The sequence below is a fragment of the Streptomyces sp. NPDC101132 genome, from assembly GCF_044759225.1.
Taxonomy (GTDB): Bacteria; Actinomycetota; Actinomycetes; order Streptomycetales; family Streptomycetaceae; genus Streptomyces.
This window is the reverse complement of record NZ_JBIVYX010000008.1, coordinates 378,635-399,320: the sequence shown is the minus strand read 5'-3', so window position 1 is coordinate 399,320 and position 20,686 is coordinate 378,635. Positions and strand designations below refer to the sequence as shown.

14 protein-coding genes are annotated in these 20,686 nt (G+C 73.6%); 10 read left to right on the top strand and 4 right to left on the bottom strand.

What is annotated here, in order from left to right; all coding sequences use genetic code 11:
* Positions 1-470: 470 nt before the first annotated feature.
* The gene (locus ACIQUR_RS21125) at positions 471-1,532 is read right to left on the bottom strand and encodes a phosphatase PAP2 family protein (protein ID WP_403666220.1); all 1,062 of its coding nucleotides are present in this window, start codon (positions 1,530-1,532) and stop codon (positions 471-473) included.
* 398 nt (positions 1,533-1,930) lie between these two features.
* On the bottom strand, positions 1,931-3,094 hold the full coding sequence (locus ACIQUR_RS21120; RefSeq protein WP_403666218.1) for a hypothetical protein: 1,164 nt from the start codon (positions 3,092-3,094) through the stop codon (positions 1,931-1,933).
* A 265-nt stretch (positions 3,095-3,359) separates the two neighbouring features.
* On the opposite strand from ACIQUR_RS21120, the gene ACIQUR_RS21115 reads away from it, so the two are divergent.
* Positions 3,360-5,138, top strand: a complete 1,779-nt coding sequence (locus ACIQUR_RS21115) for an MFS transporter (RefSeq protein ID WP_403666216.1) — start codon at positions 3,360-3,362, stop codon at positions 5,136-5,138.
* A gap of 103 nt (positions 5,139-5,241) precedes the next feature.
* Positions 5,242-6,423, top strand: coding sequence for an acyl-CoA dehydrogenase family protein (locus ACIQUR_RS21110; protein ID WP_403666214.1), 1,182 nt, complete (start codon positions 5,242-5,244; stop codon positions 6,421-6,423).
* Between the two features lie 42 nt (positions 6,424-6,465).
* Here the strand turns inward: ACIQUR_RS21110 and ACIQUR_RS21105 are convergent, their stop codons facing one another.
* Positions 6,466-6,900, bottom strand: a complete 435-nt coding sequence (locus ACIQUR_RS21105) for a cell division protein SepF (RefSeq protein ID WP_399955031.1) — start codon at positions 6,898-6,900, stop codon at positions 6,466-6,468.
* A gap of 278 nt (positions 6,901-7,178) precedes the next feature.
* On the opposite strand from ACIQUR_RS21105, the gene ACIQUR_RS21100 reads away from it, so the two are divergent.
* The 3 genes from ACIQUR_RS21100 to ACIQUR_RS21090 all read left to right on the top strand — a co-directional run bounded on the left by ACIQUR_RS21100 (position 7,179) and on the right by ACIQUR_RS21090 (position 10,883).
* A complete protein-coding gene (locus tag ACIQUR_RS21100; RefSeq protein WP_403666211.1) occupies positions 7,179-8,432 on the top strand; it encodes a DUF5685 family protein in 1,254 nt (417 codons plus the stop codon).
* An 898-nt stretch (positions 8,433-9,330) separates the two neighbouring features.
* Positions 9,331-10,218, top strand: a complete 888-nt coding sequence (locus ACIQUR_RS21095; protein WP_403666209.1) for a S1 family peptidase — start codon at positions 9,331-9,333, stop codon at positions 10,216-10,218.
* 185 nt (positions 10,219-10,403) lie between these two features.
* Positions 10,404-10,883 (top strand): hypothetical protein, encoded by a 480-nt coding sequence (locus ACIQUR_RS21090; RefSeq protein ID WP_403666207.1) that lies wholly within the window; start codon positions 10,404-10,406, stop codon positions 10,881-10,883.
* A gap of 20 nt (positions 10,884-10,903) precedes the next feature.
* Here the strand turns inward: ACIQUR_RS21090 and ACIQUR_RS21085 are convergent, their stop codons facing one another.
* Positions 10,904-11,797, bottom strand: a complete 894-nt coding sequence (locus ACIQUR_RS21085) for a DUF4231 domain-containing protein (protein ID WP_403666205.1) — start codon at positions 11,795-11,797, stop codon at positions 10,904-10,906.
* Positions 11,798-11,889: 92 nt separating this feature from the next.
* Between ACIQUR_RS21085 and fxsA the strand changes: the two genes are divergently transcribed.
* Genes fxsA through fxsT form a run of 5 tightly spaced genes read left to right on the top strand, consistent with a single transcriptional unit; the run spans position 11,890 to position 20,637 of the window.
* The gene (fxsA, locus tag ACIQUR_RS21080) at positions 11,890-12,174 is read left to right on the top strand and encodes an FxSxx-COOH cyclophane-containing RiPP peptide (RefSeq protein WP_403666203.1); all 285 of its coding nucleotides are present in this window, start codon (positions 11,890-11,892) and stop codon (positions 12,172-12,174) included.
* Between the two features lie 29 nt (positions 12,175-12,203).
* Positions 12,204-14,438: a radical SAM/SPASM protein FxsBH, inactivated beta-hydroxylase extension form gene (fxsBH, locus tag ACIQUR_RS21075; protein WP_403666201.1), complete on the top strand. Its 2,235-nt coding sequence runs from the start codon at positions 12,204-12,206 to the stop codon at positions 14,436-14,438.
* Positions 14,439-14,469: 31 nt separating this feature from the next.
* Positions 14,470-15,246: an aminoglycoside N(3)-acetyltransferase gene (locus ACIQUR_RS21070; RefSeq protein ID WP_403666199.1), complete on the top strand. Its 777-nt coding sequence runs from the start codon at positions 14,470-14,472 to the stop codon at positions 15,244-15,246.
* A gap of 29 nt (positions 15,247-15,275) precedes the next feature.
* Positions 15,276-16,715, top strand: a complete 1,440-nt coding sequence (locus tag ACIQUR_RS21065; protein WP_403666280.1) for a TIR-like protein FxsC — start codon at positions 15,276-15,278, stop codon at positions 16,713-16,715.
* Positions 16,699-20,637: an FxSxx-COOH system tetratricopeptide repeat protein gene (fxsT, locus tag ACIQUR_RS21060; RefSeq protein ID WP_403666197.1), complete on the top strand. Its 3,939-nt coding sequence runs from the start codon at positions 16,699-16,701 to the stop codon at positions 20,635-20,637. The genes ACIQUR_RS21065 and fxsT overlap by 17 nt, the downstream gene beginning before the upstream one ends.
* Positions 20,638-20,686 lie beyond the last annotated feature (49 nt).

Genomic DNA, 20,686 nt, shown 5'->3' with positions numbered 1-20,686 from the left:
CCGTCGTGCTGCGGATCGGGATCAGGCCCGTCGGGCCACGGGCTCAGCCACGATGCCGGCGGCAGGTCCGCGGGAACGGGGTGCCGACGCGCCGGGCCGGACGGGCCGGGACGGGGTTCGCCGGGGACCTGGCGGGGAGGGCACGGGCTTGTGGAGGAACCATGGACATTCCATGGAGCGCCGGTTTCCGGGCCGGTTGCGGTACGCGGAATGGGGCCCCGGGAATTGCCCCGCGGCGGCGGCGAATTCGGGCGCCATTCGGGCCGTTCCGGGCCCGCCCGGAATGGGGAGGCGGAACCCTCTGTGACCGCCGCCGAGAGCGGGGGATTCCGCTTCGACCGCTGTCGACGTTCTGTGACACAAGCGTGACCCGGGATGGACCAACGTCCGGGCGCACCGCCGGCGGGACCGGTTCCGGCCCCGCCACGGCGGGCGCCCGGACGGCCGGGCGCCGGTCGTGGGGCGGGCGGTCAGGCGCCGGTGGCGGGGCGGGCCGTGGCGGTGGCCCCGCGCGGGGCGCGCTCGGCGTGCACGGGCCGGCGGGTGCCCGCCGCGGTGCCGGGGGAGCGCTCGGCGCGGATGAGGTGCGGGCGCGGTGCCAGGTGGGCGGTGGTCCGGGCCGCGTGGCCGGCCGGGGCGGCGGCCGGTGCCGACGGGCGCAGGGGGTCCTCCCCGTCGGCCGCGGTGGGCCGCTGGACGAACACCCGTGTGGACAGCGGCGTGACCGGCACGGGGGCCGGGGCCGGGGCCGGGACCGCGGCGCGACGCCGGGCGCGCAGGGACCGCAGCAGCTCCCGCAGTTCGAAGACCCAGGCCTCGACCCGGGCGATCAGCGGCTCGAACCAGGGCAGCGCCAGCAGGATCAGCAGGCCCGCGGCCCAGCCCAGCAGCACGTCGCTCACCCAGTGCGTACCGAGGTAGACGGTGGTGGCGCCGACGCCGAGGGCGACGACCGCGGAGAGCACCGAGAGGTTGCGGCGGGTCCGTACGGTCGAGGCCAGGTAGGCCAGGATTCCCCAGGTCACGACGGCGTTGGCGGTGTGGCCGCTGGGGAATATATCGCCGCCGGCGAAGAGTTCGGCCGATCCGATCTGGGTGGCGTAGTGCGGACCGAGCCGCCCGAGACCGAGCTTGACCGCGCCGACGGTCACGTTGAGCAGCAGCAGCGCCACCCCGAGGGTGATCAGCGGCCGCAGGGTGTGCTGGCGCCAGGAGCGCCAGCCGAGCCAGGCGGCGACCATGACCGCGGTCGGTCCGCGCTGGCCGAGGACCACGTAGTAGTCCAGGAACGCGTGCAGCTGGGGCCACTGCTCGTAGGGGCGGAAGAACATCACCTGCCAGTCCAGCCGGACCAGCCGGGACGTGGTCAGCACGCCGACCACGATCGCGAGATAGAAGGCGAGGGTCGCGCCGAAGAGCACCACGCGGTGCCGGCTCATCTGCGGTACTTGCAGATGAGCCGGTCGTTCGGGTTCACGGTCCAGGCGGGCGAAGACCCGCTCCAGACGGGTGAAGATTCGGTCGGTACGCACTCAATCGACGTTACCGCGCGTGAGTGCACGGCCCGGCCGAATCGCTGGGTTCGTGATGACCATGTGATGTGGAGTAGGTCTCATTCGGGGACCTATTCAAGGCAATGCGAGAATCGGCGCTCCGTGCCGGATCGGGTCCGCTCGAATTCCACTCGATGCCGTCCGCGAGTTTATTCGAGAGGAAATCCCATTACCCGACCGGTTCCGGAATTGACGGCTCCGCCGTGCGGTCCCCGGTCACGTCCCGGTCACGCACCGGTCACGGCGCCCGCGCCGCGCGCCCCCCGCCGCACGCCTCCCGACGGAGCCGGAACGAGCCCCGCCGCACGCCTCCGACGCGACCGGACCCCGCCCCGCCGTACGCCTCGGCCCGCCCCGACCCCGCCCCGCCGGACTCCCTACGGCGGCCCGGAACCGTTCAGCCAGAACGCCCCGTACACCGCCGACAGCACCGCGGCCGCCCCCAGCACCGCGGCCGCCCGCCGGGTCCGCCACCGGGCCAGCGCCACCGCGACCGGCAGCAGCAGCGGGAACGCCGGCAGCAGCAGCCGCGGCTTCGACCCGAAGTACCCCGAGGCGCACAGCGCCAGCGCGACGACGATCCCGCAGTAGACCAGCAGCGGCAGCGGCTGCCGGTCCCGCACGCACCGCCCGTACAGCCACAGCACCAGCACCACGCCGGCGATCAGCCCGACCCCCGCGAGGAACGCGGGCGAGGCCAGCCTCCCCCCGATGAACCGCGCGAAGGCCCAGCCCCCGTCGAAGCCGTTCCCCCAGCCGGCCTGCACGTCCAGGTACCCGAGCAGCCCCTCGCCGGTGTGCCCGCCCACCCACAGGACGTACCCCGCCGCCCCCAGCGGAGCCAGCAGCACCCCCGCGAGCATCCCGGCCGACCGCTCGCCCGCCCGCACCCGCAGCAGCGCCCCCGCCCAGACCGCGGCCACCACCGCCGCACCCACCGGCCGGGTCAGCCCGGCCAGCGCCGCCAGCAGACCGGCCGCCGGCCACCGGCCGGTGAGCACCGCGTACAGCGCCCACGCGGCCAGCGCCGTGAACAGCGACTCGCTGTACGCCATGGACTGCACGATCCCGACCGGCAGCACCGCCCAGACCACCGCGGCCAGCACCCCCGCCCGGCGGCCGTACAGGAGGTCCGCCACGGCGAAGATCCCCCACGCGGCGAAGAGCGAGGCCAGCCACGCCACCAGCAGCCCCGCGTCCTGGTGCGCGAGCGGACTCACCGCGGCCAGCCCCCGCTCCAGCCACGGCAGCAGCGGGAAGAACGCCAGGTTCGAGTGGACGTCGCCGTTCGGCAGCGCCACCTCGTACCCGTACCCCAGCACGGCGACCCGGGTGTACCAGAGCGAGTCCCAGCGCTCCGCGAGCAGGTGGTGCGGGCTGCTGCCGGCGGCCAGCCCCCACACCGCCAGCGCGGCCAGGCCGAGCAGGCGCACGGCGGCGAAGCCCAGCAGGGCGGGCGAGGCCCTGCGCAGCGCGGCGGACAGGGCGGCGCCCCGGGACGGGTGCGGCGGAGCGGGTGGAGCAAGATCGGTCACGGGCATGATTATCGGTGGAGGCGGCCCGGGACCACGGGCCGTCACCGGGCGCGTACGCAGGGGTGGTGCGAGTGGCGTACGCCACACCCCGGCGGCCGCAGGGGTGAGAGCTTGACCACGTGATCCACAGCCGAACTCGCGTACGCTGACGGTTCACTCGCCAGTCGATGCCGGACCCCGAAGAACGCCGTGGAACGCCCGCGGAACGCGTGGCACCAGAGCTCACACCGCTGGTCCGCCGAGTGCGAGGGATCACCTGGGAGGTACATGCATGTCAGGGACGAACACGGTCCGAGAGCGGATCCCTTCCCCCTGGCAACGACAGGCCCGGCGGCTCGCCGCGGCCCAGGGCGGCGCGAACCGCTGGGTGGTCCTGGTCGTCCTCTGCGTCAGCCTGGTCCTCGTCGCCCTCGACGCCACCATCCTGCACGTGGCCGTCCCGGCGGTCACCGAGGACCTGCGCCCCGGCTCCATCGAACTGCTCTGGATCGTCGACGCCTACCCGCTGGTCTGCGCCTCGCTGCTGATCCTCTTCGGCACGCTCGGCGACCGCGTCGGGCGCCGCCGCGTCCTGCTGCTCGGGTACGCCCTCTTCGGCGTCGCCTCGGCCGTCGCCGCCCTCGCCGACAACGCGCAGGTGCTGATCGCCGCCCGGGTGCTGCTCGGCATCGGCGGCGCGATGATCATGCCGGCCACCCTGTCGATCATCCGGCAGGTCTTCCCCGACCGCCGCGAGCGCGCCCTCGCCATCGGCATCTGGACCGCCGTCGCCGCCGTCGGCGCGGCCACCGGACCGGTGCTCGGCGGCTTCCTGGTCGAGAACTACTGGTGGGGCTCGGTCTTCCTGATCAACATCCCGCTGATGGCGCTGCTGCTCCCGGCCGCCCGCTGGCTGCTCCCCGAATCCCGGGGCACGGGCAACGGCCCCTGGGACGTCCTGGGCGCCCTGATGGCCGCGGCCGGCATCCTCGGCGTGGTCCTCGGCGTCAAGCGGGCCGGTGCGGGCGACGCGCTCCTCAGCCCCTGGACCCTGGTGCCGCTGCTCGCCGGCACCCTGCTGCTGGTGCTGTTCGTCCGGCGGCAGAAGCGGCGCGCCCACCCCCTGGTCGACATCGGGATGTTCTCCCGGCCCGCCTTCGCCACCTCCGTCGGCTGCATCGTGCTCGCGATGCTCGCCCTGGTCGGCCTGGAGCTGCTGGCCGTCCAGTACCTCCAGCTGGTGCTCGGCCTCAGCCCCCTGGAGACCGGGCTGCGGCTCCTCCCGCTGACCTTCGCCGCCATGGCCGCGGGCGCCGGCGGCTCGTACACCCTGCACCGCGTCGGCCCCCGCGCCATGGTCTCGCTGGGCTTCCTGCTGACCGCCGGGGCCGTGGTCCTGCTGACCCTGATGGGCCAGCACGACCGGCCGCTGCTGCTCACCGTCGGCTTCGTCCTGCTCGGCTTCGGCCTCCAGACCACGCTGTTCGGCGCGTACGAGTCCATGCTCAGCGAGGCGCCGGTGCAGCAGGCCGGCGGTGCCGCGGCCATCGGCGAGACCTCGTACCAGCTCGGCGCGGGCATGGGCATCGCCCTGCTCGGCAGCGTGATGAACGCCGCCTACGCGCCGGGCCTGCGCGAGGTGCCCGGCGTCTCCGCGGCCGACAGCGCCTCCGCCGCCAACTCCCTGGGCGAGGCCTACCAGGTCGCCGACGGGCTCGGCGGCACCGCGGGGGAGTCCCTCTTCCACGCCGCCCGGACCGCCTTCGTCCACGGCCTGCACGTCACGCTGCTGGTCAGCGCCGGCCTGCTGCTGCTGGGAGCGGTGGCCGCGCTGCGGCTGCCGCGGGTGATGGACTGCTCGGCCGCCGCCGGGGAGGCGGACGCGGCCGGGGACGCCGTCCCGGACGCGCGGGACGAGGGCGGTGTGCCGGCGGTCGCCGCGGCCGGTACGGTGGCGCTGCCCGCGCAGCCGACGGGCGATCAGGCCGGTCACCGGGTCAAGGTGCCCGGGCCCTCGCGCGCCCGGCACGGCGCGGTCGGGGCGGCCGGGTCTGGACGCACCGCACCCTGAGCCGTACCGTCGGCGCCGAGGCATGAAACTTCCACCGCTAGTTTTCGGGGCGGGGCCGCCCCCGCGGCCGCCCCGCCACCCTCGCGCCCGCCGGAGGCCACCCGTGTCCGCAACGCCGCCCTTCGACCCCGCCGACCCCCTCGGCATCGACGACCTCCTCAGCCCCGAGGACCTCGCGGTCCGCGACACCGTCCGCAGCTGGGCGGCCGACCGCGTCCTGCCCCACGTCGCCGAGTGGTACGAGAGCGGCGAACTGCCCGTCATCCGCGAACTGGCCCGCGAGCTCGGCGCCCTCGGCGCCCTCGGGATGTCCCTGGAGGGGTACGGCTGCGCCGGCGCCAGCGCCGTCCAGTACGGCCTGGCCTGTCTGGAGCTGGAGGCCGCCGACTCCGGCATCCGCTCGCTGGTCTCCGTCCAGGGCTCCCTGGCGATGTACGCGATCTGGAAGTACGGCTCCGAGGAGCAGAAGCAGCGCTGGCTGCCCGGCATGGCCGCCGGCGAGCTCATCGGCTGCTTCGGCCTCACCGAGCCCGACGTCGGCTCCGACCCGGCGGGCATGCGCACGTACGCCAAGCGGGACGGCGACGACTGGATCCTGACGGGCCGCAAGATGTGGATCACCAACGGCTCGGTGGCCGCCGTCGCCGTGGTCTGGGCCCAGACCGAGGAGGGCATCCGCGGCTTCGCCGTCCCCACCGACGCGCCCGGCTTCTCCGCCCCCGAGATCCGGCACAAGTGGTCGCTGCGCGCCTCGGTCACCAGCGAGCTGGTCATGGACGGGGTACGGCTGCCCGCCGACGCCGTACTGCCGGGCGTCACCGGCCTCAAGGGCCCGCTGAGCTGCCTCAGCCACGCGCGCTACGGGATCGTCTGGGGTTCGATGGGCGCGGCCCGCGCCAGCTTCGAGGCGGCACTGGACTACGCGAAGACCCGCGAGCAGTTCGGGAAGCCGATCGGCGGCTTCCAGCTCACCCAGGCCAAGCTCGCGGACATGGCGCTGGAACTCCACAAGGGCATCCTGCTGGCCCACCACCTGGGCACGCGCATGGACGCCGGGCGGCTCCGCCCCGAGCAGGTCAGCTTCGGCAAGCTCAACAACGTGCGCGAGGCCATCGAGATCTGCCGCACCGCCCGCACCATCCTCGGCGCGAACGGGATCTCGCTCGAATACCCCGTCATGCGGCACGCGACCAACCTGGAGTCGGTCCTCACCTACGAGGGCACCGTCGAGATGCACCAGCTGGTGCTGGGCAAGGCGCTCACCGGACTCGACGCCTTCCGGTAGGCCGCGGGGCGGCGGGACCGGGGCGGCCGGTGAGGGCCCTGCTCAGCTCTGGTTGAAGAAGCCGTCCTCGGCGCGGTGGCCGTTCTCGTTCACGATCTGGGTGTCGGCCGGGGTCAGCAGGAAGACCCGGGTCGCCACCCGCTCGATCGAGCCCCGCAGACCGAACGTCAGGCCGGCCGCGAAGTCGACCACGCGCTTGGCGTCCGAGGGGTCCATCGACGAGAGGTTCACGATGACGGGCACGCCGTCACGGAACAGCTCGCCGATGCCCCGGGCGTCCCGGAACCCGTCCGGGGTGACCGTGGCGATCCGACGGCCGTGCTCGACGGCGGAGTCGGAGGCCACCCTGACGCGCGGGTCGGTGACCCACTGGTCGCCGGCCCCCGAGTCCTGGGCGTACTCGTCGTCGTAGTAACGCTCGTCGTCGCTGTCCTCGACAAGTCCCAGCCAGGCACTCGCCTTGCGCACCGAACCCATGGACGCCTCCTTCCACCGCGGTCAGTTCTTGGTTCCGCATCCCTATGGTCGTCCATGATGCTGACAACGCGCCAAGTGGATAGCCGCCGCACAGGGGTTTCGTGACGGTTCTGGTGCAGAACTTCCCGTGTTCCGCTAAGGATCTTCGCGGCCCTGGCTGCTGTCTGAGTGAAAATACGACGCATCGCTCCGTACGGGTGACGCACGGGGCGTTCGGGTGAGGAAACCTGGCCGGTACGATTCCCCGGCACACGCGATCGATGCACGGGGGGACCGTCGTGTTCGGAATTGTCAGGCCCTGCAGCCACCGTCTCGGTGAGCGCTTCAAGGCGGAGTGGATGGCCCATCTCTGCGGCCTGTGCCTGGCACTTCGCGGGGACCACGGCCAGCTCGCCCGGGTGGTCACCAACTACGACGGGCTGCTCGTCTCCGTCCTGACGGAGGCTCAGTCGGGACCGGTCGCCGGCGCCCGGCGCACCGCCGGCCCCTGCCCGCTGCGCGGCATGCGCACCGCCTCCGTCGCCCGGGGCGAGGGCGCCCGGCTCGCCGCCGCCGTCTCCCTCGTCCTCGCCTCCGCCAAGGTGCGGGACCACGTGGCCGACCGCGACGGGCTGTTGGCGCGCGCCCCCTTCGCCGCCGCCGCGCGCACCGTCGCCCGCGGCTGGGACCGGGCCGGGGCGCGCACCGGCGCCGCGGTCGGCTTCGACACGGGCGTGCTGGTCGAGGCGGTGGACCGGCAGGCCGGGGTGGAGTCCCTGGCCGGCCCCGGCACGCCGGTGCTGGTCGTCACCGAGCCCACCGAGACCGCCACCGCGGCGGCCTTCGCCCATACCGCGGTCCTCGCCGGCCGGCCAGGCAACGCGGCCCCGCTCGGCGAGGCCGGGGCGCTGTTCGGACGGCTCGCGCACCTGCTGGACGCCGTCGAGGACCAGGCCGCCGACGCCGCCTCCGGCGCCTGGAACCCCCTCACCGCCACCGGCACCTCCCGGGAGGAGGCCCGCCGGCTGTGCGACGACGCGCTGCACGGGATACGGCTGGCGCTGAGGGAGGCCGAGTTCACCGACCGGGGCCTCGCGCACCTGCTGCTGGTCCACGAACTGCGGAACTCGGTGGACCGCGCCTTCGGCACCACGAGCTGCGGCCACGCGCAGGGGCTGCTGCTGCCGGACGGCTCCCCGGCGGCCGGCGGCGCGGCGCCGGAGGCGAACAACCCGTACGGCAACCCCTACGGCAATCCGTACGGGACCCCGCAGGGGCCGGGCAGCCCCCTGCTCCCGCCTCCGCCCGGCGGACCGCAGCGCCCGCACAAGCCGCCGCGCGGGCTGCTGGCCGGCTGCGCCGTGTTCCTGGGGCTGTTCTGCACCTGCCAGATGTGCTGCACCGAGCACGACGGGCCCTGGTCCCGGCAGCGGCGCGACCCCTGGTGCGACGCGGGGGACGCGTGCGACGGCTGCGACTGCTGCTCGAACTGCTGCGGTGACGGCGGGTGCTGCGACGGCTGCTGCTGCGACGGCTGCGGCTGCGACTGCTGAGCAGTCCTGCCGCCCGTCCTCAATGCCGCCCGTCCCCGGCGCCGGCCGTCCGTCCACCGAAGCGCGCCGGCGAGAGAGCCGAAGGGCGCGCCGGGTCGGGGGGTGGGGGGGGGGGCCCGGGGGGCCCCGGGGGGGGGGCCCCCCCGGCCCCCGCCGCGCCCCCCCCCGCCCCCCCGGCCCCCCGCCCCGGGGGGGGGCGGGGGGGGGGGGGGGGGGGGGGGGGCGGCGGCGGGGGGCGCCCCCCCCCCCCCCCCCCCGACCGGGCATGACGGCGCCCGGAGGCGAACGAGCCCGAAAAGGGGGGAAGGGGCCGGACGGCGTAGGCCGGGATGCCGTGTGCGGGTCATGTGGAAATCTGACGGGCATGACTGATGACGCATCAGGAGGGCGGTCCCGCGGTGCCGGGAGCCCGCCCGCGGCGCGCGGCCGCCCCGTCCTGACCGGAACCCGTACGACCGCCGGCTACCCGGAAGGTCGAATTCCGGCCGTTCCCCGGGGCCGGGCCCCGGCGGGCCGGTCCCTCCTCCTCGGCGCCCGGCCCGCCGGCCGGGCCTCCCGCCGCGGCACCCCTCCCGTCGCCGACACCCTCCCCTTCGCCGCCGCGGCGGGGCGGTGCCGGCCGGCCCCCTGACCCCTGCGGCGCGCCGCACCCGGGCCGGCCCCGCCGGTCCGCGGACGGCTCCGGTCGGCCGAAAGCCGCCCTTGCGGCCGGATGCCGCCACCACCACACTCCCGAGCAGCGCTTGTCAGGGACACGGCCAAAATGGGCGCCCCCGTCGGACGGAGTCCGCGAAGGGCACCCGCACCCAATCCCCCGGCCCGCTCCCCGACTGCGCCTCACCGGGCCCGCCGAACCCCACAGCAGCGGACCCCCGATCCCCCCTGGGAGGAACGAGAAGTGAGGATCAAGCGCATCACCCCCACCCGGCTGACCGCCCTCGCGGCCGGAATCGCCGCCTGCGTCACCCTGGCCGCGCCCACCGCGGCCGGCGCGGACCAGCCCGCCGGCGGCTACTCGCCCGCCCGGCTCGCCGCCGCCGGAGCGTCGGTCCTGCGCGCCGACGTCGCGGGCACCGCCTGGCACACCGACCCCGCCACCGGAACCCTCGTCCTGGTGGCCGACTCCCGGGTCAGCGGAGCCGACATCGCGCGGATCAAGCGCGAGGCCGGCGCCGACGCGGGCGCCATCCGCGTCGAGCGCACCCCGGGCCGCTTCAGCAAGCTGATCTCCGGCGGCGACGCCATCTACGCCAGCAGCTGGCGCTGCTCCCTGGGCTTCAACGTCCGCAGTTCCTCCGGCACCTACTACGCCCTGACCGCGGGCCACTGCACCGACGGCGCCGGCACCTGGTACACCAACTCCGCGCGCACCACCGCCATCGGAGCCACCGTCGGGTCCAGCTTCCCGGTCAACGACTACGGCATCGTCCGCTACGACAACGCCTCCCTCGCCCACCCCGGCACCGTCGGCAGCCAGGACATCACCAGCGCGGTCAACGCGACCGTCGGCATGTCCGTCACCCGCCGCGGCTCCACCACCGGCATCCACAGCGGCTCCGTCACCGGCCTCAACGCCACGGTCAACTACGGCGGCGGCGACGTGGTCTACGGCATGATCCGCACCAACGTGTGCGCCGAGCCCGGCGACAGCGGCGGCCCGCTGTACTCGGGCACCCGCGCGGTCGGCCTCACCTCCGGCGGCAGCGGCAACTGCTCCTCCGGCGGCACGACCTTCTTCCAGCCGGTGACCGAGGCCCTCAGCGCGTACGGGGTGAGCGTCTACTGATCCCCCCACCCATCCCCTGACCGCCGACCCCTGATCCCCGGTCCGGCCGCGGTCCGGCGCCTCTGATCCGCGCGCCCCCGTTCGCGCCCCTGGACGTTCCCCCGCCTTCTGGGAGGATGTCCAGGGGCGTCCGGCATCCGGCGATTCGCCGGGGTATTTCCGCAACCACGGGGGGACTTGGCCGTATGAAGCGCATCGGCGTGACCGGGCACCGCAGCATTCCGGGCGAGGTGCTCGCCCACGTCACGGACGGGCTGCGGGAGCTGCTCGACGGCCACGAGGGCCCCCTGGAGGCCCTCTCCAGCCTCGCCGAGGGCGCCGACCAGATCTTCGCGGACATCGCCCTGGAGTGCGGGGCCGACCTGACGGTGGTCATCCCCAGCGGGGACTACGAGAAGACCTTCACCGACGCCGGGGCACTCGCCCGCTACAGACGGCTCAGGGGCCTGGCCGCCCAGGAGGTCCGGATGGACTACGCCCATTCGACGGACGACGCCTACTACGCGGCCGGCACCTTCATCGCCGACGCCTGCGACCGGCTCGTCGCCGTCTGGGACGGGCTCCCCGCGCGCGGCCGCGGCGGCACCGGCGACATCGTCGCCTACGCGCGGGGGCTCGGGAAGCCGGTCACGGTCATCTGGCGCGACGGGGTCGAGCGGGACTGACCGCCGTATCCGACGCTACGTCAACTGCTGTGCCGGGCGAGCCAGTCGGTGTGCTGGGGTGAGACGTAGCGCTCCGTCTCGTAGACGGCGGAGGGCCACTGGTCCTCGGTGATCGTCGTCTGCATCACCACCATCATCGCCCCCAGGTCCTGCTCGATGAGGGTGTGCGCCTCGATCAGCGGGTGGTGCCGGCGCATCTCGTTCCACGCGATGGCCGCCGCGGCGGCCGCGCTCAGCAGCCCCGAGAGGCCGCCCGCAGGCCCCGCCCCGAAGGTCCTGAGCAGGGCGAACACCAGGCCCGTGGTGGTGAGGAGGACGATCGTCCAGGACCACAGTGCGGTCGCCCGGCGCGACACGTCGGTCTTGCGGCGGTACCAGTTGCGCTGCTCGATCAGCCGGTCGCGCACGTACGTCTCGCGCCGCACGCTGTAGACCCGGCCCCGTAACTGCCGCATGGCGCCGGTGATTTCGAGGCCCTGCGGCACCTCCCCGGTCTGCCGGGGATCGCTCCACCCCATCTTCTTCAGCTCGTCCAGGCCGGCCTCCAGGCGGGTACGGTACAGCTCCTCGTCATCCGCTCCCGCCGCTCCGAAGGGCGCACCGTGAACGGCGTACCGCCACGCAAGCGACTTGATGAACTCCGCCGCCGACCGGTTGAGCTGCCACTGCGGCCGGGCCCGGCGGCGGGTGGCCCGCACTCCGATGGCCAGCACCCCCGCGTACCCCAGCAGGGCTCCCAGTGCCGGCAGTTGAACGGAGCCGAGGTGGGGCCCCGGCAGCGCCGCCGCCGCGGCCGCGAGCACGAGGAGCAGCAACTGTGCGCGCGTGGCCTGCGTGGACTCCCGCTGGCGGGCGACCGCGGCGCCGTCGGCGTGGTGGAAAAGCGCCGGAAGGTCCTCGTTCCTGAAAGTCATGCTGTTCAGAGATCCGCGATAATCCATCACAGCCCGCCCCCAGTCTGCTGTTCTGGTGCTCACTCTTTCGATAGAACGCTTGACCTGGCTTCATGTCTCGGTTGCCAATAGTGCGCAGAAGAGTAAAGTCCACACCGACACTAGCGCGTCGCTGTTGTCATTTCCATGCCCTCACCAGTCATTGCTGGGCGGGCCCCCAACTAAGGACGGCCGTGAAGACCTCTGCTCCCTCCTCGACCAGCGCCGGCAAGAACCGTCGCGTTCCCCTGGCCGACATCGACGTGCGCAGCACCGCTGCGGCGGCCGCCCTCAGTCGTGTACTCCCCTCGGAATCCGGTCGCCCGGTACAGACTCCGATCTTCAACTCGGCGCTCTAGCACTCGAGTAACCGCTCTATGCTGGTGGAATGACCGGCCTGATCGCATTTCGCGAGATCGTCCTCAAGGTTCACAGCAGATGCGATCTTGCCTGTGATCACTGCTACGTCTATGAACACGCAGATCAGAGCTGGCGAGCCCGGCCCAAGGTGATCTCGGAAGAGGTCATTTCCCGGACCGCCGCCCGGCTCGCGGAACACGCCCGGGACCATGCGCTCCCCTCCGTCACCGTGATCCTTCACGGGGGGGAGCCGCTCTTGGCGGGCCCCGCCCGACTCCGCACCGCGTGCGAGGAGTTCGGCCGCGCCCTCGACGGCATCGCGGAGCTCGACCTCCGCATCCACACCAACGGCCTCCAGCTCAGCCCCCGTTACCTCGACCTGTTCGCCGAGTACGACGTCAAGGTGGGCGTCTCCCTCGACGGCGACCGGGCCGCCAACGACCGGCACCGCCGCTTCGCCGACGGCCGCACCAGCCACCCCCTGGTCCTCAAGGCCCTCGACCTCCTCAGGTCGGCCCCCTACCGCCACCTCTACCAGGGCCTGCTCTGCACGGTCGACATCGAGAACGACCCCGTCGCCGTCCTGGACGCGCTCACCGCACTCGAACCGCCCCGCATCGACTTCCTGCTCCCGCACGCCACCTGGGAGACCCCGCCGCCCCGCCCCGACGGCGCCCCCGACGCCTACGCCCGCTGGCTGCTCCGCGTCTTCGACCACTGGGACGCCGCCGGCCGCCCGGTCCCGGTCCGGCTCTTCTCCTCCCTGCTCAGCACCCTGCGCGGCGGCCCCAGCCTCACCGAATCCCTCGGCCTCGCCCCCACCGACCTGGTCGTCGTCGAGACCGACGGCACCCTGGAGCAGGTCGACTCCCTCAAGAGCGCCTACGAGGGCGCCGCCGCCACCGGCTTCGACGTCTTCGCCCACAGCCTCGACGAGGTCGCCGCCCACCCGGGCGTCCGCGCCCGCCAGCTCGGCCTGGCCGGAGTCAGCGGCGAATGCCGCGCCTGCCCCGTCGTACGTTCGTGCGGCGGCGGCCTCTACACCCACCGCTACCGGCCCGGCACCGGCTTCGACAACCCCTCCGTCTACTGCGCCGACCTCAGGGAACTCGTCGAGGGCGTCGAAGGCCGCACCGCCGCCACCAGCACCGCCCCCGCACTGCGCGACCCCGCCGAACTGGACACCGCCCAGCAGGACCTGACCCGGGTGCTGCTCGCCCGCCTGCACCGCGACCTGGCCGGCGCCGGGGGCGCCGACTGGGACCGCTCCTGGGAACTGCTGGGCGCCGTCGAGGAGGCCGGAGACGCCCTCCAGCCCGTCCTGGACCACCCCTACACCCGCACCTGGCTGCTCGGCGCGCTGGACGCCGTACGGCAGGGCCGGCCCGACGGCGCCGAGGCCGCCCGGCGGCTCGCCGCGCTGGCCGCCGCCGCCGTGCTGCGCGGCGGCCTCCCCCTGCCCGCACCCGTGCCGTACCGGGACGGCGAGGTGTACCTGCCCACCCTCGGCCTGCTGCGGATCGGCGCGCCCGGCACCCGCGGCCGGGCCGTCCTCCGCACCGACGGCCGGGGACACCTCGTACGGGACGGCCGCCGCGAACACCGCTTCGGCCCCGGCACCTCCGACGCCCGCTGGCACCCCGTACGGGTCTGGGAGGACACCGCGCTGGACGACCTCGACCCGTACCGCAACTGCTTCCCCCGCCCGCCCCGGATCCGGCTGGGCGCCGCCGAGGCCGCCGAATGGGGGCGCCGGCTGTCCGCCGCCTGGGCCCTGCTGCACCGCACCGTACCGGCCCTGGCCCGGCAGGCCCGGGCCGGCCTGACCACCCTGACCCCGCTCGCCGGCGGCCCCCGCTCCGGCCGCGGCGAAGCCGGCCGGCACGGCCCCGGCGCACTCGGCGTGCCCCACACCGGCGGGGTCCGCGAGACCGCCCTCGCCCTGCTCACCGGCCGGCGCCGGGCCCGGCTGCGCGCCCTGACCGAGGTGGCCGACCTGTACGCGCTGGACGGCGAGTGGCTGCACCCCTCGCCCTGGCGCGAGCAGCCGGTGCCGGTGTCCCGGCTGCTGGCCGACGTCTACGAGGGCGTGGCGGTGGAGGCGTACCGGCGGGCCGAAGGGCCGCTGCCGCCCGGGTACGGCGTGCCCGGCGACCGGGTCGAGCAGGCCCTCGACCGGCTGGCCGCCGCCGCCGAACTCACCAGCACCGGCAAGGCCCTGGCCGCCGAACTGCACGGCGAACTGAAGGGCGCCGGCGCGTGACCGGCCGGCCCGCGGCGGAGGGGGCGGCCGGATGAGCGCACCGGACGTGCGGCAGGACCTCCGCGAGGACCTGCGGAGCCTGGGGGTCGGGCCGGGCGGCCGGCTGCTGGTCCACGCCTCGCTGCGCGGCACCGGCCTGCGGGCCGAGGAGGTCAGGGACGCCCTGACCGGCGCCCTGGGGGAGGACGGCACCCTCGTCGTCCCCGCCTTCACCCCCGGCAACTCGGCCTCCTCCAGCGTGCACCTGGCCCGTACCGCCGGGATGACCGCGGCCGAGGCCGCGGCGTTCCGCGCGGCCATGCCCGCCTTCGACCCGCTGACCACCCCCAGCGAGGGCATGGGCCGGCTCGCCGAGTCCGTGCGGACCGCCCCCGGCGCGCACCGCAGCGCCCACCCGCAGACCTCGTTCGCCGCCCTCGGCCGGGACGCGGGAATGCTGTGCGCGGGACACCGCACGGAATGCCACCTGGGGGAGGAGTCACCCCTGGGAACCCTGTTCTGGACGGGGGCGCAGGTACTCATGATCAATGTGGGATTCTCGGTGTGCACCGCATTCCATCTCGCGGAATACCGAATTCCGAAGCCTCCCCTGCGGGAATACCGCTGCGTCGTGGGCCTCCTGGGTAAGTCCCGGTGGATCGGGTACGAGGATGTCGCACTCGACGACGGGGATTTCGCGGAGATCGGCAACAGCCTTCCCGAATCCGCGGTCCGCAGGGGGCTCCTGGGAGGGGCGGCCGCGATGATTTTCTCGATCACCGACGCGGTGGACCACGCCCTTGCCTGGATGACCGAAAATAGGCGTTGATTGACTCAACGCCGAAGGGAATCGTTTCCATTCGATGTGAGTGGTCATCACGGGACGGGGGTCGTGTGCCTTCAGCAGCGCAGCCGTACTTCTTTCTCAGTTACGCGCACACACCGCGGTACGGGGCCGGGGGACCCGACCCGGACATGTGGGTCGAGCGGCTCTTCCGCGACCTCTGCGGCCACGTCATGGCCCTGACCGACCTGCCCGCGGGATCCCCCGCCGGATTCATGGACCGCGAGATGCGCGCCGGCGAGGGCTGGTCGGAGCGGCTCGGCGCCGCACTCGCCTCCTGCCTGGTCTTCGTACCGCTGTTCTCCCCCCGCTACTTCGCCAGCGAGATGTGCGGCAAGGAGTGGTACGCCTTCGCCCAGCGCGCCATCCGCCACGGCGCCCTCAGCAACGAACCCACCGAGGCCATCGTCCCCGCCCTCTGGGTCCCCGTACCCCCCGACCAGCTCCCCGGACCGGCCGAACGCCTCCAGTTCAACCACAACACCTTCGGCGACCGCTACGTCACCGACGGCCTCTACGGCCTCATCAAACTCCGCAGCTACGCCGAACAGTACGAACGCGCCGTCTACGAACTGGCCAAGCGCATCGTCCGGGTGGCCGAGACGGTACGCCTCCAGTCCAGCCGCCCCGTCGACTACCGGCTCGTCCCCAGCGCCTTCGGCAACCCCGGCAACACCGCCCGCACCATGCAGGTCACCGTCGCCGCCGCCACCCGCCACGACCTGCCCGAAGGCCGCAGCCACTCCTACTACGGCGACTCCGCACTCGACTGGAACCCCTACCACCCCGACGCCCGGCGCCCCGTCGCCTACGTCGCGGAAGACCTCGTCCGATCGCTCAACTACCGCACCACCATGGCCTCCTTCGACGACGAGGCCGGGCACTTCGACAGCAAACAGCCCCCCACCCGGCCGGAGATCCTGATCGTCGACCGCTGGGCGGTGGCCGACGAACAGCGCAGGCAGCGACTCGCCGCCTTCGACCAGGACCCCCGCCCCTGGGTGAGCGTGGTCGTGCCGTGGAACCGGCTCGACCCCCAGAGCCGCGCGAAGGAGAGCGAGTTGGTCCATCGGCTAGAGGACACCATGCCGGTCAAGATGAGCCAGGGGCGCGCCGCCTGCCGGGCCGCCGCCAACGGCGTGACCAACATGGAAACCCTCGGGCAGATCCTGCCGCAGGTGGTCGAGGCCGCCGCGCAGCAGTTCCTCAGACATGCCCAGGTCTATCCCCCCGCGGGCGGCGGCCACACCGAACGCCCCCGCCTCCTCGGCCCCATGGGCATATCCGGCGGCCCGCCCCTCCCACCGCCCGCGCCCTTCCCACCCGACCACGTCCCCCCGGCCCCCGCCGGCCACCGGGACGAAGACGCCACCGACGGGAACCACCACCCCGCCGACGACCGGGCACAGGCACACCACACCGATGCGGAGGACACGGATGACGGCCAGTCGTGACGGACGCATCGTCACCTTCTACTCGTACAAGGGCGGCACCGGCCGCACCATGGCCCTCGCCAACACCGCCTGGATCCTCGCCGCCAACGGCAAGCGCGTCCTCGCCCTCGACTGGGACCTCGAAGCCCCCGGCCTGCACCGCTTCTTCCACCCCTTCCTCGACCCCTCCACCCTCGGCGCCACCACCGGCGTCATCGACCTGATCACCGAATACGCCTGGGCCGCCACCAGCCCCGTCCAGCGCTCCGACGACTGGCACCGCGACTACGCCCGCATCCAGCAGCACGCCGTCTCCCTCACCCCCGAGAACCTCGGCTGGGAGTTCCCCGACGGAGGCACCCTCGACTTCGTCTCCGCCGGCCGCCAGAACCGCGAGTACTCCGCCACCGTCTCCACCTTCGACTGGGACAACTTCTACGACCGGCTCGGCGGCGGCCACTTCTTCGACGCGCTCCGCGCGGACATGAAGGAGAACTACGACTACGTCCTCATCGACAGCCGCACCGGCCTCAGCGACATCGCCGACATCTGCACCGTCCACCTCCCCGACGTCCTCGTCGACTGCTTCACCCTCTCCGACCAGTCCATCGACGGCGCCGCCTCCGTCGCCCGCCAGATCGACGAGCGCTACCCCGACCGCGGCATCCGGATCTACCCCGTCCCCATGCGCATCGACGAGGGCGAGAAGGAGAAGGCCGACGCCGGACGCGCCCTGGCCCGGCTGAAGTTCGACCGCTTCCCCTCCGGCCTCGTCGGCGACGAGGCCACCGCCTACTGGGGCGCCGTCGAAATCCCGTACCGGCCCTACTACGCCTACGAGGAGACCCTCGCCACCTTCGGCGACGAAGCCGGCCTCACCAACTCCCTCCTCTCCGCCTTCGAACGCCTCACCGCCGTCGTCACCGGCGGCGAAATCACCTCCATGCCGCCCGTCGGCGAAGAGGTCAGGCTCCGCATCCGCGACGCCTTCACCCGCCGCCGCCCCGCCCAGCCCGCCGACCTCTTCCTCAGCTACGTCGCCGAGAACCGCATGTGGGCCGACTGGATCGAATCCGTCCTCACCCGCGCCGGCTTCCGCGTCGTCCCCAAGGACGTCTCCGCCGACACCGGCGGCGACACCCTCGGCGCCGGCTTCGGCACCGACAACCCCGCCCGCACCGTCGTCCTCCTCTCCGGCGCCTACCTCAAGTCCGCCCGCGCCATGGAGGTCTGGGAACGCGCCGCCGCCGAGGACGCCGCCGGCGGCCGCCGCGGCCTCATACCGCTGCGCGTGGGCGACGTCCGCATGAACGCCCCCCACCTCGACCGCAACCCCGTCGACCTCTTCCGGCTCGACGAGGCCCACGCCACCACCGCCCTGCTGCGCGCCCTCGAACGCCCCGTCGCACTCCCCGAGAACTCCACCCCCGGACCCCGCTTCCCCGGCACCGTCCCCAAGATCTGGAACGCCCCGCCCCGCAACCCCGGCTTCACCGGCCGCAGCGTCGTCCTGGAACGCATGCGGGACCAGCTCGGCGGCGGCATATCCGTGGTGCTTCCCCAGCCGCAGACCCTCTACGGCCTCGGCGGCGTCGGCAAGACACAGGTCGCCCTGGAATACGTCCACCGCTTCATGGCCGACTACGACCTCGTCTGGTGGATCTCCTCCGAACAGACCGACGACGTCGTCGCCGGCCTCGCCGAACTCGCCGTCCGGCTCGGCGCCCAGACCGGCGAGGACATGGCCGCCGCCTCCCAGGAGGCCATCGACCTCCTCCGGCGCGGCGTGCCCACCTCCCGCTGGCTGCTCGTCTTCGACAACGCCGACGACCCCGAGAACCTCAAACGCTTCTTCCCGCCCGGCGGACCCGGCCACATCCTCGTCACCTCCCGCAACCAGAGCTGGTCCCAGTACGGCGACGCGCTCCCCGTCGACGTCTTCCTCCGGGAGGAGTCCGTCGAGCACCTCCAGCGCCGTGCCCCGGGCCTCACCCCCGAGGACGCCGACCAGGTCGCCACCGCCGTCGGCGACCTCCCGCTGGCCGTCGAACAGGCCGGCGCCTGGATCGCCGAGACCGCCACCCCCGTCTCCGCCTACCTCGAACAGCTCGCCCAGCAGGCCGCCCGGGTCCTCGCCCTCAACCAGCCCGCCGGCTACCCCGAACCCGTCGCCGCCACCTGGAACGTCTCCATAGAGCGCCTCCAGAGCCGCTCACCGGCCGCCGTCCGGCTCCTCCAGCTGTGCGCCTTCTTCGCCCCCGAACCGATCAGCGCCAACCTCCTCTACAGCAAGGAGATGATCGACGCCCTCAAGCCGTACGACGCCTCCCTCCAGGAGAAGCTCGTCCTCGGCCGCGTCATCCGCGAGATCGGCCGCTTCGCCCTCGCCAAGGTCGACCAGGTCAGCAACAGCATCCAGGTCCACCGCCTGGTCCAGGCCGTCATCCGCGCCCAACTGAGCGAGGAGGAGCAGCGCGAGGCCCGGCACGCCGTCCACCGCATCCTCGCCGGCGCCCGCCCCGACGACGACGAACCCATCGACAACCCCGGCACCTGGCCCCGCTTCGCCACCATCTGGCCGCACCTGGCCCCCTCCGAGGCCCGCTACTGCAAGGAGCCCGAGACCCGCCGGCTGCTCATCGACCGCGTCCGCTACCTGTGGAAGCGCGGCGACTTCAAGGCCGCCTTCCAGCTCGCCACCGAACTCCGCGAGGCCTGGAAGGCACAGCTCGGCGACACCGACCTCCAGTACCTCTACCTGCGCTTCCACCTCTCCAACATCCTGCGCTCGCAGGGCCGGTTCGTGGAGGCCAAGGAACTCGACGAGGTCACCCTGGAACGGCAGGCGGCCGCCCTCGGCGCCTCCCACCCGCACACCTACATGACCACCAGCGGCCTGGCCATGGACCTCGGCGCCCTCGGCCAGTACGGCAAGGCGATGGAACTGGCCACCGCCGCCCACGACGGCTTCAGCCAGATCTTCCACGAGGCGCACCCGCGCACCCTGGCCGCCGCCAACAACCGCGCCCTGAACCTGCGCATGATCGGCCGCTACAAGGACGCGTACAACATCGACGAGGAGGTCTACAAGCTCCGCCAGGAGGTCCTGGGCCCCGAGCACCCCTACACCCTCTCCTCCGCCCAGAACCTCGCCCGCGACCTGCGCGAGGTCGGCCGGTACGACGAGTCCGTACAGCTCCTCAGCCGCACGTACGAGATCTACAAGGAGGGGCTCGGCCGGGCCTTCCCCGGCACCCTGTCGGCCGGCAAGAACCTGGCCGTCTCGCTGCGCCGCGCCGGGCAGCTGGAGGACGCGCTGCGGCTGACCAAGGCCACCCGCGGCCGCTACAAGGCCAAGTACACCTCGGTCAACCCGGACCTGCTGGCCTGCGACCTGAACTACGCGGCCGACCTGTTCGCGACCGGCGACGCGGAGGGGGCGCGGGACATCGCGCAGGAGGTGGTGGACGAGTACGTGCAGGTGCCCGGCGCCCGGCACCCGTACACCCTGGCCGCCATCAACAACCTCGCGATCTTCCACTGGGGCTCCGGGGCGCCGGAGACCGCGCGGGAGATGCTCCGCGAGGCCATCGCCCTGATGCGGGAGGTCCTCGGCGACGACCACCCGCACACCGTGTGCGCCACGCTGAACCTGGCGAACGCGCACGCCGACCTCGGCGACCCGGAGCGGGCGCTGGAGCTGGAGGGCGCCGCGCTCGGGCGGCTCCGGTCGGCCCTCGGCCCGGATCACCCGGACACGCTGAGCGCCGCCTCGAACATGTCGGTCACCCTCGACATGGTCGGGCGGAAGGAGGAGGCCGCGCGGCTGCGGGCCGAGACGGTGCTGGACCTCACCCGGCAGCTGGGGGAGGACCACGCCCTGACCCGGTACGCGCGCGAGGCGCGGCGGGTGCACCGGGACCTGGAGCCGCTGGCGGTGTGAGCCGGGGCCGGCCGGTCCCGCCCGGCGGGGAGCGGGGGCGGGGCCGGCG

Excerpts from the sequence above, each read along its gene's own strand:
- ACIQUR_RS21105 (WP_399955031.1), bottom strand. The coding sequence starts at position 6,900 with ATGGGTTCGGTGCGCAAGGCGAGTGCCTGGCTGGGACTTGTCGAGGAC.
- fxsBH (WP_403666201.1), top strand. The coding sequence starts at position 12,204 with ATGACCGGCCTGATCGCATTTCGCGAGATCGTCCTCAAGGTTCACAGC.
- ACIQUR_RS21115 (WP_403666216.1), top strand. The coding sequence starts at position 3,360 with ATGTCAGGGACGAACACGGTCCGAGAGCGGATCCCTTCCCCCTGGCAA.
- fxsT (WP_403666197.1), top strand. The coding sequence starts at position 16,699 with ATGACGGCCAGTCGTGACGGACGCATCGTCACCTTCTACTCGTACAAG.
- ACIQUR_RS21120 (WP_403666218.1), bottom strand. The coding sequence starts at position 3,094 with ATGCCCGTGACCGATCTTGCTCCACCCGCTCCGCCGCACCCGTCCCGG.
- ACIQUR_RS21085 (WP_403666205.1), bottom strand. The coding sequence starts at position 11,797 with ATGACTTTCAGGAACGAGGACCTTCCGGCGCTTTTCCACCACGCCGAC.
- ACIQUR_RS21070 (WP_403666199.1), top strand. The coding sequence starts at position 14,470 with ATGAGCGCACCGGACGTGCGGCAGGACCTCCGCGAGGACCTGCGGAGC.
- ACIQUR_RS21090 (WP_403666207.1), top strand. The coding sequence starts at position 10,404 with ATGAAGCGCATCGGCGTGACCGGGCACCGCAGCATTCCGGGCGAGGTG.
- fxsA (WP_403666203.1), top strand. The coding sequence starts at position 11,890 with ATGTCTCGGTTGCCAATAGTGCGCAGAAGAGTAAAGTCCACACCGACA.